Genomic DNA, 15,364 nt, shown 5'->3' with positions numbered 1-15,364 from the left:
GACCTGTTCGTCACACCGTCACGCGGTCCGCGCGCGGGCCACGGTCGGCAGCGCGCCCGCGAGGGCCAGCGCGACGGCCCCGGAGACCAGCAGCGGGAGATGGCCGTCCGAGCCCCAGGCGAGCCCGGCCCACACGCCCGCGAGCAGCACGGCGGCGCCGGTCGCCCCCTGGTAGAGGCCCTGTGCGCTGCCCTGCTGGTGGTCGGGGACGAGCGTGGAGATCCAGGCCTTGCCGACGCCGTCGGTGCAGGCCGCGAAACCGCCGTAGAGGGGGAGGACGACGAAGACCGCCCAGGGGGTGTGGATCAGGCCGAGGCCCAGGTAGCCGACCGCGAAGAAGAGCAGGCCGGCGGCGAAGACCAGGGGGCGGGGGAGCCGGTCGGACAGGGCCCCGGCGGGGTAGGACAGGGCGGCGTAGACGAGGTTGTAGACCGCGTACGCGCCCACCACCCCGGCCGTCGACAGGCCCAGGTCGTGGGCGCGCAACAGCAGGAGCGCGTCGGGGAAGTTGACGAGGTTGAAGACGAGCAGCACGGCGAGGACCCGCCAGTAGGGGCGCGGCAGGGACCGCCAGGGGGTACGGGCGGTGGCTGGCCTGCCCGTCCTTTTTCCGGCTCGGGGGTCGCGGACGGCGGCGACCAGCGCGACCGACGCGATCGCGGGGATCACGGCGATCCAGAACAGCGGGCGCAGCCGGTGGTCGAGCGCCTCGTACAGGACCAGCCCGAGGAGCGGGCCGACGACCGCGCCCGCGGTGTCGGCGGCCCGGTGCAGCCCGAACACCTTGCCGCGCTGTCCGGCCGGGACGCCCTCGACGAGCAGGGCGTCGCGCGGCGCCCCGCGCATGCCCTTGCCGAGCCGGTCGGTGACCCTCGCGACGAGGACCAGCGGCCAGGCGGTCGCCAGCGCGATCAGCAGCTTGCCCACCGCGGCCAGCCCGTACCCCGCACCGATCAGCGGACGCCGGGCGAACCGGTCCGCCAGCCGCCCGGCGGCCACCTTGGTGATCGACGCGGCCCCCTCCGCCGCCCCCTCGATCGCGCCGACCGCGGCGGGCGGCGCGCCCAGCACCACGGTCAGGAAGATCGGCAGGATCGGGTAGAGGAGTTCGCTGGCCGCGTCCTGGAGGAAGGACACCCCGCACAGCACCTTCACGTTGCGGGTCAGCCACGCGGGGTGCTTGGGGTTCGAGGGGGCCTCGGTGCCGGGGGCGGTCACAGGTGCAGTATCCACGGCGTCGGCTCCGCCGGAAATGCCCAGGACTATCCCGTCCCCGTCGTGGCCAGCCGCCAGATCTGTGCCGTGGTCTCCGTCGCGGACTGTACCGGCGACGGGTCGTTCGGCAGCTGGGCCGGTGCGGTGGTGTTCTTCTTCTTGCCGGGGCGGTCGGCGAACAGGGCGGTGGTGAGGGCGAGTTGGGGGTCCAGGCGGGTCGACCACACGGTGCGGCGGGTGATGCCGCCGCCCGCGCCGGCCGTGAACACGGTCTCCGGGGCGCGCTGGGGTGTGGGGACCCGCTGGGCCGTCGGGACCGCGGGGAGCGCGTCGCCGTACGACTTGGACATCTGCGCGCTCACCAGGAACGCGGACTTCTCGTCCAGCGCCCGCCGGGTGTCGGGGTGCGCGGTGTACACCTGATGCCCGTCCCGGGTGATCTTCGTGACCGTGTACGGCGCCGCGTACACCCCGTCCGCCGCCACGGCCGCGTAGGCCGAGGCGAGCGTGAGCGGGGTGGGTGCCGGAGTCTTCGACAGCGCGGTCAGCGGGGCGCCGAGCGGGAACTTGGCGAAGGGGTCCAGCGCCGTGCCCGCCTCCACCGCGCCGCCCACCGCGTCGTTGAACGGCTGCCGGGCGTAGTCCGAGCCCCCGTACAGCAGCCGTACCGCCCCATTGCCGGGCACGATCCCCACGACGGCGGTGTGCACCGTGACGCCCTTGCCGCTCTTGATGTCCTTGACCGCCTCGGTCGTGGCGTCCTGGAGCGCCAGGTCGAAGGTGGTGTGCACGGTGTAGCCGCCGCGCGCCAACTGGTCCTCGGTGATGCCGAGTTGATCGGCGGCCTCCTGCGCCGCCACGTCGATCATGTACTGCCGCTGCCCCTCGGTCGCCCCCGGCGGATAGAAACGGAACGCGGGGAACGCGGCCTCGGCGCGCTGCTTCGCCGTGATGCTGCCGCTCGCCGCCATCGCGTCGAGCACCCACTCCCAGCGCGCCCTGAGCGTCGCGGTCACCTCGGGATCGGAGCCCGCCTTCTCGTAGTACGACGGGATGTTGACGATTCCCGCCAGCGCGGCGCCCTGGGAGACGGTCAGTTCGCGGGTGTCCACGCCGAAGTAGTTGCGCGCGGCGGCCTCGATACCGGCCGAACCCCGGCCGAAATACACGGTGTTGAGATAGCCCGCCAGGATCTCGTCCTTGGAGCGGGTGCGGTCGAGCTTGATCGCGATCAGTGCCTCGCGGGCCTTGCGGGACAGCGACTGCTCCGGGCTCAGCAGGGCGTTCTTGACGTACTGCTGGGTGATGGTGGAGCCGCCCTGCCGTTCGCCGCCGGTCAGCGAGGCCAGCACCGCGCGGGCGAGGGCGCGCGGCGACACCCCGTCGTCCGTGCGGAAGGTGCGGTTCTCGGCCGCGATCACGGCGTCCTGGACATACCTCGGGACCTGCGACAGCGGCACCTCCTGGCGGTCGACGGGACCGCGCCGGCCCAGATAGGAGCCCTTGTCGTCGACGAAGACCGTGCTCTGGGTGACGGTCTCCGGATGCGGATCCGGGATCCCCGTCAGCCGGTACGCGACGACCGCGGCCGTGCACAGCGCCACGACCAGCAGGAGGAAGGCGATGACCAGCCGCCGCAGCAGGCGGCCCCGGTTACGGCGGAGCCGCAGGCGGAGCGGGATGCGCGGCCTGGCGGACCTTGCGGCGCGTTTCACCAGTCGGCTCCGCCCCGCGCGACGACCTTGCCGGCCGCGTCGTACACCGTGACGGTCGGACCGCCGTCGCCGTAGCTCGACTTCAGCTCCGCCAGCGACAGCGACGCACGCGTGTACCAGACGCCCCAGCCCGGGCTGCCCGCCAGCGTGAGGACCGTGCCGGTCATCCTGTTCTCGTCGACGGTGACCTCGACGCGCGCCGGGTCGCCGGACAGGCCCCGGTACAGGCCGGACAGGAAGTACGAGCTGTTCAGCCGGTCGGGCTGCACGGAGGCGGCCGGCCTCTCGCTCGCGGCCCCCGCCTTCGACGCGCTCGCGTAGCTGTCGTCGGTCAACCCGAGGAACTGGTTGGGCCGTTGCGGTGTCGACCAGTGCTTGCCGTCGCTCGTCAGCCACACCTGCACCCCCGGCACGGCGGCCACCCGCTCGCCGGGCGCGACGATCCGTATCGGGCTCCGCGCCACGTCGACCGCCCCGGCGACCGACCCGTCCGCCGTGCCACCGCCCACGATCCGCCCGGCGACGAGGACACCCGCCGGGACGAGCAACAGCGCGCAGACCACCGCGACCACGGCTCTACGGCGGCGCAGCGCCCGACCCCGCCGCTCGACGTCATCGAGCGCCACGCCGAACGGGACGTCCCCGGCGCCGACTTGGGCCGCCTCGGAGGCCTCGACGGCTCGGGCGGCCTCCGCGAAGCGCTCCCGCAGCCGCCCCGCGTCACCCCCGCACACCGCCAGCCCCCGCCGGGCCCGGCTGCCCACCGCACCGGCCGACCAGCCGAGCAGCTGGGCGACCTCCGCCTCCCGCAGCCCCTCCCGGTGCAGCAGCACGAGCACCGCCCGCTGGCGAGCGGACGTGTCCTTCAACACACCGTCGGACAGCGCCCGTTGCCGGCGCGCCCCGCGCAGGAACGCCTTCACCAGGGACCGCAGCACATAGAAGTCCACGTCGTCCCGAGGTATCCGGCGCCACCGCGCGCGCAGCCCCACCAGCGTTCTCCGCACCAGATCGGCCGCCTCGCGGGGGTCTCCGGTCGCGCCCGAGAGCAGGTGCGCGGTGGTGACCAGCCGGGGCAGTTGCGCGTGTGCATACGTGGTGAAGTCGTCGTGGGGGTCGGGCACTTCGGTGGTCCTCCGATACTGCTGTCTCTGATACGACTGTGGGGGAAGTGGATCCCGGGACGTGTGTTCGTCGTCTTTCCTGTACGCACGGTGCGGCGGCCAGGTTGCACGGAATTCCAAGACGCCGGTGAGGTCATGACCGAGGACGAGTTCGACGCCTTCTACGCCGCCGCGTTCCCCCGTCTGACCGGCCAGCTCGCGGCGTTCACCGGGGATCGCGAGGAGGCGCAGGACGTGGTCCAGGAGGCGTTCGTACGGGCCTGGGACCGGCGCGGGGACTTCCTCGCGGACGAGGCGCCCGAGGCGTGGATACGCACCGTCGCCATGCGACTGGCGGTCAGCCGCTGGCGCCGGGCCAGACGCTGGCTGGAGCTGGTGCGCCGCACACCGCCGCCCGAGTCCACGCCCGGACCCGGCCCCGATCACACGGCACTTGTCGCCGCGCTGCGCCAACTGCCCACGGCGCAACGGATGGTGATCGTCCTGCACCATCTGTGTGATGTGAGCGTCGAGCAGATAGCCTCCGAGACGGGTGCGCCCGTGGGGACGGTCAAGGCCAGGCTGTACCGGGGAAGGGCGGCGCTGGCGAAGCAGCTGGGTCCGGACGAGGCGGACGTGCCGGTCCGGAATCGGAAGGAGAGCGGCCGTGTCGGATGAACTCTCCAGCGGATCCAACGGGTTCATGGACGACACTGACGAACTCTCGGTCGCGCTGCGTGAGTTGGCCGCCGAACAGGAGACCCGTCCGGTCCTCACCGGCGCCCAGGTCCGCGGCCGTGCGGTGCGCCGGGCGCGCCGTCGGACGGCCGGCATGCTGGGCGCGGGGGCGATGGCTCTCGCCCTGGTGGGCTTCGCGCTGACCCTGGACCTCACGGGGAAGGACGACGACCGTCAGCTCCCGGGTGCCGCCGCGCCCGCCGTCCCGTCGCAGGAACAGGCGCAGCCGCGTTCACCCGAGCCTTCGCCTTCCGCCTCCGCCTCCGCCTCCGCCGCGGTGTCGACCCCCGTCGCCGCGGTGCCCGCCACCGGCACGCTGGAACTCACCAAGCGTGCCCTGTACCTCGGTGGCCGGGTCATGCCGCTGACCCTGGACTCGTCCAACAGCCCCGCATTCGCCGGGCCGTTGACCGTGTACGGGAAGCACGACACCAAGGTGGTGACCGTCACCGACTCCACCGACGGAGTGGGCCTGTACACGGAGGTCACGCTCGCGGTCGAACTGCGTGACGCCGACAACACGCCGGTCTACGTCGGCGTCACCCGCTCCTACAAGGGGAAGACCCTCGGCGCGCAGGGCACCGGCGGCACCGGCGGCTGGATCGGCCTGGACGGCGCCGACGCCAAGTGGTTCTACCAGGATGCGAAGATCGGCACCGTCATCTCGGTCACCGGCGATTGAGCGCGAAGTCCCCGTCGTAGCCCATGAACCGGGCCCTGCCGCCCGTGTCCTTGAGGGAGAGCAGCGGGGCCTCGCCGGGCTTGTTGCGGAAGAGCGTGATCGCGGTGGACTGGTCCTTCGTGCAGCCCACGAACCAGGCCGACTTGGTCAGGTCGTCGGCGCCGGTGGCGACGGACGCGGAGCCGGGGACGATCTTCTGGGAACCGTTCCGGGAGGCGACACCCTGCAGCACCCTGTCGACGATCGCGGCCACCCCCGGAGTGAACGCGGTCCGTGCGTCCGGGTGTTGGAGACCGGGGACCGGCTCGCCGTGCCGGAGCACCCCGGTCACCGAGTAGGGGTCGTTCTGCTTGCCGCTGCTGGCGAAGGTCGCGTAGGCGTCGGCCGTCCGGATGGCGCTGGGGGTCGAGGTGCCGATCGGGAAGGTCTGCTCCAGCGGAGCCATGCTGCTCTTCAGCAGCCCGGCCCTGACGGCCGCGTTCCGGATCCAGACCCAGCCTATGGACTTGCCCAGTTGGACGAAGGGCGCGTGCGCCGAGGTCACCAACGCGCTCTGCATGGCGGCGATTCCGGGTGGCGGTGTCGTCACCGGCCAGTGGAGGGGGCGGGGTCCCCGCTCGCCGTCGACGATGGCGGCGAGCGCGAAGGGCTTGAACACCGACCCGGCCGGTACGCCGGAGGTGTCCGCGTTGTCGGTGAAGTGCTGGGTGGCGTCCGGGCCGCCGTACAGGGCGAGCAGGGCGCCGTCCTCGGGGCGGACGGTGGCGGCGCCGACCTGGACGTAGCGGTCGGCGGCGCGGGTTTTCGGGTCGAGGCCCTGCCCAGTACGGCATCCCGCTCACCGGCGTGAAGGAGTACGACGGCAGCGGCCTCTCCCGCAGCGACCGGATGACCGCCGACGCGCTCTCCGCCATCGCCGGACTCACCGTCGACACCCGCTACCAGGCCAAGTTGTGGCCGATCCTGCAGGGCCTCCCGGTCGCCGGCGTCGACGGCACCCTCAGCACCTCCTACGGCCGCTTCACCAGCACCCCCGCCTCCTGCGCCGTGGGAAAGGTCGACGCCAAGACCGGCACGCTGAGCGATGTGTCCGCGCTGGCCGGGGTCACCAAGGGCGCGGACGGCCGCTGGAAGAGCTTCGCGTTCGTGGAGAACGGCACGGCGCCGACCGCGACCGTCACCCAGGGCCTGGACGGTCTCGCGGCGACGGTCGAGGGCTGCTGGTAGACAGCCGGAATGCCCCGGTCCGTGGCCGTGGACCGGGGCGTTCGTCGTGCGGGTCAGGCGGTCGCCCTGGCGGCGTCCTCGATGAGACCGGCCACGATCTTGGGGTGGCTGAGCATCACGACGTGCGAGGAGCCCGGGACCTCGACGACCTTGCGGGCGTTCGCGCGGCTGTACATCCAGCGCTCGCAGGCCGGCGGGATCGCCTTGTCCTGACCGGCGACCAGGCCCCACACGGGGATCGTCTTCCAGGCCGCGGCCGTGGTCGGGAAGGTGAACGAGTCGGCGTCGAACGGCCGTTGGGTCGCCTGGAGGACCTTGAAGTCGGCGGTGGAGATGTCGGCCGCGAACGCCGCCTGGCCGTCCTTGCTCAGATACAGGTCGATGCCGGTCGTCCCGTCGGCCTTCGTGTACGGCACCGGGACGCTCACCGGTTCGACCTCGCTGCCGGGGAACTTGGTGATCAACTCGCCCTGCGTCTCGCCGACTTCGGGCACGAACGCGGCGACGTAGACGAGCGCCTTGACATTGCTCTTGCCGGCGGCGGCGTTGGTGATGACCGTCCCGCCCATGGAGTGCGCGACCAGGACGACCGGTCCGCTGACGGAGTCCAGCAGGCTCGCGATGTAGGGGGCGTCGGTCGGGATGCCGCGCAGCGGGTTCGAACCGGAGATCGTGGTGTAGCCCTTGTGCTGCAGCTCCTTGATGGTGGCGTTCCAGCACGACGAGTCGGCGTAACCGCCGTGCACGAGGACGATGGTGGGCTTCACCTTGGACTTCTCCTTGCTCGTACCGGCCGGGGCACTCGCCGCGTCGGCCGTTCCCGCGCCACCGGCGACCAGCGCGGCCGACCCGGCCACCGCCGCTCCGGCGGCGAGCACCTGACGGCGGGAAACATCGGAACTCATGGGACTCCTCGGGCGGCTGGGTCGGTGTGGCATGTCATGGACCCTAGGAGGAGCGGTCGCGCGGAGGCATCTGCACAATGACCTAGTTCCGGGGCGGCGGACGGGCGGGCACCGGGCCGGTGAATGTCCGGTCGACCCTCGCGGCGGGCGCTCGCGTGGCCGACCATGAGGTGTGCGATTCGATTCCGTTCCCATGCCGGCCACCGTCGGGGCCAGGCCTCGCGACAGCCGTGGCTATCCCGTGCCCGCCATCACTCCGTGGGAGGGCGACGAACCGCAGTTCGCGCTCACCGACTACGGGCGCAGCGCGGAGTGCGCGCGGCGGCGGCTGTGTTCCGTCTGCGACACCCTGATGCCCAAGGGGCCGGTGTGGCGGGTGGTCGGCGCCGCGGAGAGCGCGGCGATCCGTACGGCGCTCGACGCCGGGCGGCCGTACCGCAACATGGCGGCGACGCTGGAGGCTCCGGGGCACCGCGCGTGCATGCTCTACGCCTCGATGGTCTGCCCGTATCTGGCCCGCCCCAACGCGCGGCGGGGGCTGACGGCGGAAAGCCCGGACGACATGACCGCTCATGTCGTCCGGGGCGCCGTCCGTGGGGACATGGGTGCCGTGGTGGGGTTCGGCGACTACGAGTTCGCCGTCACCAAGACCCAGGTCCTGTTCCGTTTTCTCGACGTGGTCGAGTACCTGCCGCACGACACGGCCGACCAGCACCTGCCCGAGCTGCGGGCCGAACTCGCCCGCTCGGGCGGGCGGTTGGGCGGCGGTCAGCCGCGGTAGGCGGGCAGGCCGGTGTGGGTGGAGACCTTCACGGGCCTGCCGAAGCCGTGGGCGCCCTTGGTGACGGTGTACGTACCGGTCGGGGCGCGGAAGGCGATCGTCTTGCCGTTGGGGGACCAGGTCGGCTCGGTGTAGTCGGTGGTCGCGGTCGGGGTGACGTCCTTGACGGTGTTCGTGGAGCTGCCGAGATCCTCGACGAAGAGGTGGTCGTGGCCGTGCACGGAACGGACGAAGACGACCTCCTCGTTGTCCGGGGAGAGCGCGGGCTCGGAACCCTTGGCCAGCGCGCCGCCCTGCTGCCGCAGGTAGTCGTCGCGGATGTAGACCTCGCCGGTGCGGGTGTTCTCGTAGACGGCCGAGCCGTACTTGCCGCCGACGTTCGGCCAGGTGTTGTCGGTCTGGGGGATGGCGCCTTCCCCCGCCTCGCCGTTCAGGCTGATCCTGGCCGGCCTGCCGTGGTTGGCGGTGGCCTTGACGCCCTCCAGGACGGTGCTGCCGTGGATCTTCGCCGAGAAGACGATGTTGTTCTTCGCGGGGATCTGGTTCGTCCGGTCGGCGGCGGTCACCTGCCAGGTGGGGTGCGACCAGGTCTGCCCGCCCGGGTTGGCGGCGACGGTGACACGGTGGGTGCCGTCGGGGTTGGAGACGACGAGGTTGCCGTGCCCGTCGATGAACGCGGCCTTGCTGCCGTTCGGGTTCCAGGCCAGGTCACGGACCGTGGTACCGAAGTCGATCGACCTGCCGTTGACGATCACGTGGCGGGTGCCGTTGCTGAGGGTCAGCCCCCGGGGCACGGTGAGCGTGTGGGTGGACGCGGCCGCGGCGACCATCGCCGCGCTGCCCTTGGCTCCGCCGGAGGACGGGGCGGCCGGCGCGGCGCAGGCCGTCCCGCACAGGGCGAGCAGGGCGGCGGCACCCGCGGTGACGATGGTCGCGCCGGTGCGCCGGCGGTGACGAGCGGACATCGAGGTTCCCCCAGTGATGTGAGTGACACTGCGACGAGAGATACGCGGGAACCGCCGGCCGTCCCCGGAACCCGAACCGGCCCGCTCGGCGGAACCTGAACCAGCCCGCTCGGCATGCTGCCCTTCGCGACAGGACGGAGTCTTCCCGCGACGGGTGACGGGGCTGTGCGTCTGCTGTCACAGGTGTGCAATAGGGCGGTGCCTCGTCGCCCGGCCGAAGCGTCCCAGCCACAGCCGGGCGACGGGTAAGGGCACCGCTCCGTGTCCCTCACCCGTGATTCGGAGTCGGCGCCCGCACGGATGGGTCCGGATGCGAACTGCTCCGAACTGCTCGGCCGTGCGATCTCAAGACGTCGAGACGTTCGGCTCGTAGTGTGCGGCTTGTGAGAAGCCGGCGGAGAGGGACCGATCATGCTGCCGATGAGTGATCTCGAGGCCTGCTTCGGTGCGCCCCGCGGCTACTCCGGGGTGGAGGCCTGGGAGGAGCTGGAAGCCGTGACGGGGCCGCTGCCGATGGACTTCAAGGAGTTCGTGGCGGGGTTCGGTCCGGGCATCGTCGGCGGTTTCCTCAACGTGCTGCATCCGCGGTCCGCCACGCTCGACATGTTTGCGACGATCGAGCGCATGGCCCCGCTCTACCAGGAGCTCGTCCCCGACACGATCCCCCATCCCGTGTTCCCCGAGGACGACGGCATGGTCCAGTGGGCGAGCACGGTGGAGGGCGATGCCTGCTTTCTGGTGGGGGGAGCCGAGGGCACATGGCGCATCGGCGTGTGGTTCCGCCAGTGGGCCGAGTGGGAGGAGTACGAGGAGAGCGTCCCGGACTGGCTCCTCCGCCAAGTGGAAGGCGAGCTGATCATTCCTGGCCTGCCGCTGCGCGTACGCGGTGGTTTCGTTCCCGTGGACTGAATTGTCGTCCGAAGAGCCCGGTGCTTCGGACGGCTTGCCGTCCCTCGCGGACCAGCGGTCGCGCGGCCCACTGGTCCGGCACCTCCGGCGCCCCCGCCGGAGACGGTCCCCGTCGCTCGGCGTCAGCCCCCGTCCCCCACATGCAGCACGATCTTGCCGCGCCGGTGTTCCTTGGCGAGGGACTCGTACGCGGCCCGGGTCTCGGCCAGGGGTACGACGCGGTCGACCGCCGGAGTGAGCCGGCCGCCGTCGATCAGTTCGGTGACGGCCTCCAGGCCGGCGCGGTCCGGTTCGACGACGAAGAAGACACCGCGTGCGGTGGCGTCGGTGCTCGCGGCGGGATCCGGGGGCTGGACGATGCTGACGAGGGTGCCGCCGGGACGCAGTACGGCCCAGGAGCGGGACTGGGTCTCGCCGCCGACCGCGTCGAACACCACGTCCACATCGGTGACCTGGTCCTCGAAACGTTCGGTGCTGTAGTCGACGACCCGCTCCGCGCCGAGCCGGGTGACGAACGCGCGGTCCTGCGGCAGGGCGGTGGTCGTCACCCGCGCGCCCAGGGCCGCGGCGATCTGGACGGCGAAGGAACCGACGCCCCCGGCACCGCCCTGGACCAGCACCCGCTGCCCGGACGCCAGTGCCGCGTGCCCGACCAGCCCCTGCCAGGCGGTGAGCGCGGCGAGGGGTACGGCCGCCGCGCTGTCGTGGTCCAGCCGGGCGGGCTTGGCGGCGAGGACGTCCGCGGGGACGGTGACGTACTCGGCGGCGGCTCCGTCACGGGTGAAGGGGATCAGGCCGTAGACCTCGTCGCCGACCGCGAACTCGCTGACGCCGGCGCCGAGTTCGGCCACCACCCCGGAGACCTCGTGGGAGGGGACGACCGGCGTGCGGTCGCGCCCCGTCCCGTCGAGGCTGTCGGTCCAGCTGGCGTCCCAGTCCAGCTCGCCCGAGGTGATGGACGCGGCGCGCACCGCGACCAGGACCTCGCCGGGCGCCGGTTCGGGACGCGGAGCCGACTCGTACGTCAACTGCTCGGGCCCGCCTCGCTCGTGGGCTCGTACGGCACGCATGGTGGTCATAGGTCGATCACTCCTTGGGTGGGGCGGATCCGCCCGTCCGTGTTTCACCAGGTGGGAATGAAGCCCCCGTCGACGGTGATGTCCGCGCCGGTGACGTTCGCCGTCCGGTCCGCGGACAGCAGCAGGACCACGTCCGCGATCTCGGCGGGGCGGGAGAAACGGCCGGTCACCGTCGTCCGCGCGGCGTTGTCGATGACGTCCTGGGGTTTCAGGCCGGTCGCCTCGGAGACCGTCGCGGCGACCCCGCCCTCGCCCAGCCAGAGATCGGTCTCGACCGGACCCGGGCTGACGGTGTTGACGCGGATCCCCTTCGGGCCGACCTCCTTGGACAGGGCCTTGGAGAAGCCCGCGAGGGCCGCCTTCGAGGCGCTGTAGTCGATGACCGCCGGGTCGGGGAGCGCCGCGTTGACCGAGCAGATGCTCACGATCGAGCCTCGGCCCCGGGCGAGCATCACCGGCAGGGCGCTGCGGGTCGTACGGACGGCCGCCATCAGGTTGAGGTTCAGGGTGGTGAGCCACTCCTCGTCGGTGACCGAGAGGAATCCTCCGGTACGGGCCGGAGCGGTCCCCACGTTGTTGACGAGGATGTCGATCCGGTCGCCCGCGGCCTCGATGAGCCGCGCGGGTCCCGACGCCTCGCCCAGGTCGACCGGCACGATCCGCACGCTTCCCGTCGCGGCCAGCTCCTCAAGCCCGGCCGAGGAGTGCCGGGCCCCGGCATGGACCGTGACGCCCTCCGCGACCAGCGCCCGTACGACCGCCAGCCCGATCCCCCTGCTGGCACCGGTGACCACGGCCACCTGTCCGTTCAGTCCGAGATCCATCGTGAGTTCTCCCGTCCTTGCCTACATTCCACACGCCGGTCGGCGAGGTCGCCTGCCGGCGTCGAGCACGGTCCCGACACGAGCATGCGCCCACCACGCCGTGAACCGTCGGCCTATCGGCGGAACGGCCGGGATCTCCTGCCTAGGCACTCGCGGTCGGGCCGCCGTCGTAGAACTGCGCGTACCAGCGGCGCAACGCCTTGATGCCCTGTTCGTGGGGGAGCAGGACCGGGTGCGGCCGGTGGATCTTGTGGTCCCAGATCCGGAGCTCCTCGCGCACCTCGCCCAGGGCCTGCGTCCGGAACACGAGCTTGAGCAGGGGCGTCAGGAACGGTAACCGGTCCGGTCTGCGGATGTAGTACAGCATCCGCATCTCGCTCGTGCGGTCGTCGACGGGGGTGGTGAGGGCGACGGCGGTCACCGACAGGGCGGGGCCGTGGGTGCGGACCACCATGACGCCCGGCCCGTACATGAACGCGTCGAAGCTGTTGTCGATGTCCCGGCCGAGGACGCGCCGCCGGATCCGGCCGCGGGCCTCGGCGAAGGGGCCGTCGGCCCGCCAGTCCTGGACGAGGGGTTCGCTCTGGCCGTGCAGGAAGTGGAAGTGGGACTCGTCGACGATGTTCTCGCGCATCTCCTGGATGTGGATGCGCGCCCGGCAGACGTCGTCGATCGGCCTGGCGAACCGCCCGGACGCGGCCTCCGGGATCTCCGGCACCTCCCACGAGGGTTCGCCCGGCCCGCAGTGGACCAGGACGAGCCCACTGTGCTCACGGACCGGAAAGCCGCCGAGGGCCACCTTCGGAGTCCGGCGCGCGAACGGCGCCGCCACGCACTCCCCGTCCGGCCCGAACCGCCACCCGTGGAACGGACATTCCACCGACCCGTCCACGACCTTCCCGCCCGCACCGAGGTGCGCGCCGTAGTGCGGACAGTGCGCGTCCCGTACGGCGGCTCGACCGTCCGCACCGCGAAAGGCGATGAGCGCCCGTCCGAAGTAGTGGAGGCTGACGACCTCGCCCGGCCGGAGCTCGTCGCTGCGGAGCACGGCGTACCAGCCGTACGGGACGGTCGGCATCGGGTAGTCGTCGGCTCGTGGATCGCGGGGCAGGGCGGCGAGCTTGTCATGGCGCCGACGTAAAGGCATGGCCAGATGCTAGCGAGGGCGGGCGGTGGGCTGTCCCCACGCGTTGAACCAGGTGTGACGGAGTATTCGAGGCGGAGGCGGGGACAGTTGTCGATGACGTGGGACGAGGCGGGTCTTTCCGGTCTGCAGGCCGGACTGGTACATCAACTGCTGGGCCACGCAACGGCGTTCACGCTCGGACCGGAGGTCCGGCTCGTCCGCGGAGTGGTGACGCCCCCGGAACGGAGCGACGTCGGCCGCGTCGTCGTATGGGACGGACGACGGCTCGACAGCTCGGTCGCCTTCGATCTGCCGCTCACCGACCGGTACGGCGGGAACATCCCGTCGGGGGACCTGGCGGCGGCCCTGCGCCACGCACTCGCCGACCTCTCGGGCCCCGAGGTCGAACGGGCGCCGCGCGATGCCTTCGGCATTCCGGTGCTCGACGCGTCCGCCGCCGTCCACGCCTTCGTCGAGCGACCGCGCTTCCACCTGACGGACGCGCTGCACGCGGCTGCCAAGGCCTTCACCGTCCCGCCGGAACCGGACGAACCCGCGGAACTGCGACTCCGCGGCTTCCTCCTCCTCGACGAGGAGACGTGCCGCCTGTACCTGGACACCCCCGACTCTAAGAACGCCCCGCCCTTCGGCGTCGACCTCCCGCTGCGGGACGAGAACGGCGCGGTCGTCGCCGGCGTGACGGCGGTCCACGCGGCGCTGCCGGTCCTCCTGGCGGGGGAGTCGGACCGTCTGCGCAAGGACGTCCACGACCCCTACTGTCGTACCGTCTACGACTTGACTGAGTGGGGTACGGGGCGCGGGGGTGGAAGCACATGACCAATCAGCCGGTGTTCGTCCTGGGGGAGGGACTGCAGGCTCTGGAGCGGGCCGGGTTCGAGACCGAGGCGGAGTTCCAGGAACTGCTCGCGCGGCATCCTCGGGTGCTGGACTTCGGTTCGCTCGCCGACGGCCGGCCGTTGCGGCTGGTGCTGGTGGCCCGGGAGATGGGGGTGCCGACGGGCGCGGAGAGTGGCCCGGCGTACTGGCTTGACCATCTCTTCGTCGACGCCGACGGTGTGCCGACCCTGGTGGAGGTCAAGCGGGCCACGGACACCCGGATCCGGCGCGAGGTCGTGGGCCAGATGCTGGACTACGCGGCGAACGCGGCCCGTTACTGGCCGGCCGCACTGCTGCGGCGCTCCTTCGAGGAGACCTGCGCCAAGGACGGCCGGTCGCTGGAGGAGGCGTACGGGGAACTCCTCGGCGACCGGGGCGACCAGGGCGACCGGGGTGACCGCTCCGCGGAGGAGTTCTGGACGACCGTCGAGGAACGGCTGGCCGCCGGGCAGATGCGGCTGCTGTTCGTCGCCGACCAGATTCCGCTGGAGCTGCGGGCGATCGTCGAGTTCCTGAACCGGCAGCTGCGGCAGACCGACGTGTACGCGGTCGAGCTGACCCAGTACCGAGGCGGCGGCGACCTCCGTGTCCTCGTCCCCCGCGTGCACGGCGAGGTCGCCACCGCGGCCAAGTCCCCCTCGGGGCACCGCACCACGCAGCGGACCACCCGGGCCGACATGGACGCGGCGATCGCGTCGCGCACCGACCCGGACGTACGGCGGACCGCGACCGCCCTGCTCGATCACGCGGCGGCCGAGGGGCGGTTGGAGTGCGGGACGGCCAAGTACCGCAGCATGCGCATGTATTACCGCGCCTCCGGCGGCCGGGACGTGCCGGTCGCGACACTCTCCCTGCGCGAGGACCCGGCGAAGGACGACCTCTCCTTCGCCTTCGGCTCGATCGCCTATCACCTCGGCCTCGGGCGGGCGGCGGCGTTCGCCGCTGCCCTGCCGGCCCTCCCCGGCCTGACGGAGAAACTGGAGGCGCTGCCCGCGAAGGGCTACAACGGCTGGCCGTCCGTCGCCCTGACCGCCCTCGCCGCGGAGCCCGCCGCCGTCGAGGGAATCCTCTCCGCGATCCAGCAGCTCGTCGATGACGACGGTGACGGTGGCGGTGACGGTGGCGGTGACGGTGGCGGTGGCGACGGCGGTCGGGGGTTCTCCGCCTGATCGCCGAGCACGGCAGGTCGCCACCTCGG

17 protein-coding genes are annotated in these 15,364 nt (G+C 72.0%); 8 read left to right on the top strand and 9 right to left on the bottom strand.

All coding sequences use genetic code 11. The annotated features are described in order from the left end of the window. Positions 1-18 precede the first annotated feature (18 nt). The 3 genes from JHN45_RS14355 to JHN45_RS14345 are packed head-to-tail and all read right to left on the bottom strand — an operon-like array spanning position 19 to position 4,054. Positions 19-1,233, bottom strand: coding sequence for an MFS transporter (locus tag JHN45_RS14355; protein ID WP_307783105.1), 1,215 nt, complete (start codon positions 1,231-1,233; stop codon positions 19-21). A gap of 29 nt (positions 1,234-1,262) precedes the next feature. Beyond that, on the bottom strand, positions 1,263-2,930 hold the full coding sequence (locus JHN45_RS14350; protein ID WP_201049236.1) for a transglycosylase domain-containing protein: 1,668 nt from the start codon (positions 2,928-2,930) through the stop codon (positions 1,263-1,265). Next, on the bottom strand, positions 2,927-4,054 hold the full coding sequence (locus JHN45_RS14345; RefSeq protein WP_201049235.1) for a sigma factor-like helix-turn-helix DNA-binding protein: 1,128 nt from the start codon (positions 4,052-4,054) through the stop codon (positions 2,927-2,929). The genes JHN45_RS14350 and JHN45_RS14345 overlap by 4 nt, the downstream gene beginning before the upstream one ends. Before the next feature lie 135 nt (positions 4,055-4,189). Between JHN45_RS14345 and JHN45_RS14340 the strand changes: the two genes are divergently transcribed. Then, entirely contained in the window at positions 4,190-4,711 is a 522-nt protein-coding gene (locus tag JHN45_RS14340; RefSeq protein WP_200709746.1) for a SigE family RNA polymerase sigma factor, read from the top strand. Beyond that, a complete protein-coding gene (locus JHN45_RS14335) occupies positions 4,701-5,453 on the top strand; it encodes a hypothetical protein (RefSeq protein ID WP_201049234.1) in 753 nt (250 codons plus the stop codon). Before JHN45_RS14340 ends, JHN45_RS14335 begins: the two co-directional genes overlap by 11 nt. On the opposite strand, the gene JHN45_RS14330 is transcribed toward JHN45_RS14335, so the two are convergent. Next, the gene (locus tag JHN45_RS14330) at positions 5,440-6,111 is read right to left on the bottom strand and encodes a penicillin-binding transpeptidase domain-containing protein (RefSeq protein ID WP_201049233.1); all 672 of its coding nucleotides are present in this window, start codon (positions 6,109-6,111) and stop codon (positions 5,440-5,442) included. The genes JHN45_RS14335 and JHN45_RS14330 overlap by 14 nt on opposite strands. A gap of 42 nt (positions 6,112-6,153) precedes the next feature. On the opposite strand from JHN45_RS14330, the gene JHN45_RS14325 reads away from it, so the two are divergent. Together JHN45_RS14325 and JHN45_RS14320 are read left to right on the top strand one after the other, a co-directional pair. Beyond that, complete coding sequence (locus JHN45_RS14325) at positions 6,154-6,303, top strand: hypothetical protein (protein ID WP_201049232.1); 150 nt, start codon at positions 6,154-6,156, stop codon at positions 6,301-6,303. Then, positions 6,300-6,680, top strand: a complete 381-nt coding sequence (locus JHN45_RS14320; protein WP_201049231.1) for a D-alanyl-D-alanine carboxypeptidase — start codon at positions 6,300-6,302, stop codon at positions 6,678-6,680. The genes JHN45_RS14325 and JHN45_RS14320 overlap by 4 nt, the downstream gene beginning before the upstream one ends. Before the next feature lie 53 nt (positions 6,681-6,733). On the opposite strand, the gene JHN45_RS14315 is transcribed toward JHN45_RS14320, so the two are convergent. Continuing rightward, on the bottom strand, positions 6,734-7,585 hold the full coding sequence (locus JHN45_RS14315) for an alpha/beta fold hydrolase (protein ID WP_200709751.1): 852 nt from the start codon (positions 7,583-7,585) through the stop codon (positions 6,734-6,736). A gap of 193 nt (positions 7,586-7,778) precedes the next feature. On the opposite strand from JHN45_RS14315, the gene JHN45_RS14310 reads away from it, so the two are divergent. Continuing rightward, positions 7,779-8,366: a hypothetical protein gene (locus tag JHN45_RS14310; protein WP_200709752.1), complete on the top strand. Its 588-nt coding sequence runs from the start codon at positions 7,779-7,781 to the stop codon at positions 8,364-8,366. Here the strand turns inward: JHN45_RS14310 and JHN45_RS14305 are convergent. Beyond that, positions 8,354-9,331, bottom strand: coding sequence for a PD40 domain-containing protein (locus tag JHN45_RS14305; protein ID WP_200709753.1), 978 nt, complete (start codon positions 9,329-9,331; stop codon positions 8,354-8,356). The genes JHN45_RS14310 and JHN45_RS14305 overlap by 13 nt on opposite strands. 420 nt (positions 9,332-9,751) lie before the next feature. Here JHN45_RS14305 and JHN45_RS14300 point away from each other — a divergent pair, with 420 nt between their 5' ends. Then, positions 9,752-10,240, top strand: coding sequence for a hypothetical protein (locus JHN45_RS14300; RefSeq protein ID WP_200709754.1), 489 nt, complete (start codon positions 9,752-9,754; stop codon positions 10,238-10,240). A 122-nt stretch (positions 10,241-10,362) separates the two neighbouring features. Here the strand turns inward: JHN45_RS14300 and JHN45_RS14295 are convergent, their stop codons facing one another. From JHN45_RS14295 to JHN45_RS14285, 3 genes are all read right to left on the bottom strand, one after another. Then, entirely contained in the window at positions 10,363-11,319 is a 957-nt protein-coding gene (locus JHN45_RS14295; RefSeq protein ID WP_236583664.1) for an NADP-dependent oxidoreductase, read from the bottom strand. Between the two features lie 44 nt (positions 11,320-11,363). Further along, on the bottom strand, positions 11,364-12,143 hold the full coding sequence (locus JHN45_RS14290; protein ID WP_200709755.1) for an SDR family NAD(P)-dependent oxidoreductase: 780 nt from the start codon (positions 12,141-12,143) through the stop codon (positions 11,364-11,366). A 142-nt stretch (positions 12,144-12,285) separates the two neighbouring features. After that, entirely contained in the window at positions 12,286-13,290 is a 1,005-nt protein-coding gene (locus tag JHN45_RS14285; RefSeq protein WP_236583663.1) for a Rieske 2Fe-2S domain-containing protein, read from the bottom strand. Between the two features lie 93 nt (positions 13,291-13,383). Here JHN45_RS14285 and JHN45_RS14280 point away from each other — a divergent pair, with 93 nt between their 5' ends. Both JHN45_RS14280 and JHN45_RS14275 read left to right on the top strand, forming a co-directional pair. Next, positions 13,384-14,106, top strand: a complete 723-nt coding sequence (locus JHN45_RS14280; RefSeq protein ID WP_201049230.1) for a hypothetical protein — start codon at positions 13,384-13,386, stop codon at positions 14,104-14,106. Next, a complete protein-coding gene (locus tag JHN45_RS14275; protein ID WP_236583662.1) occupies positions 14,103-15,335 on the top strand; it encodes a hypothetical protein in 1,233 nt (410 codons plus the stop codon). The genes JHN45_RS14280 and JHN45_RS14275 overlap by 4 nt, the downstream gene beginning before the upstream one ends. The last annotated feature ends 29 nt before the right edge of the window (positions 15,336-15,364 follow it).

The organism is Streptomyces sp. MBT53, assembly GCF_016654115.1.
Classification (GTDB): Bacteria; Actinomycetota; Actinomycetes; order Streptomycetales; family Streptomycetaceae; genus Streptomyces.
This window is presented reverse-complemented; position numbering and strand designations above follow the sequence as displayed.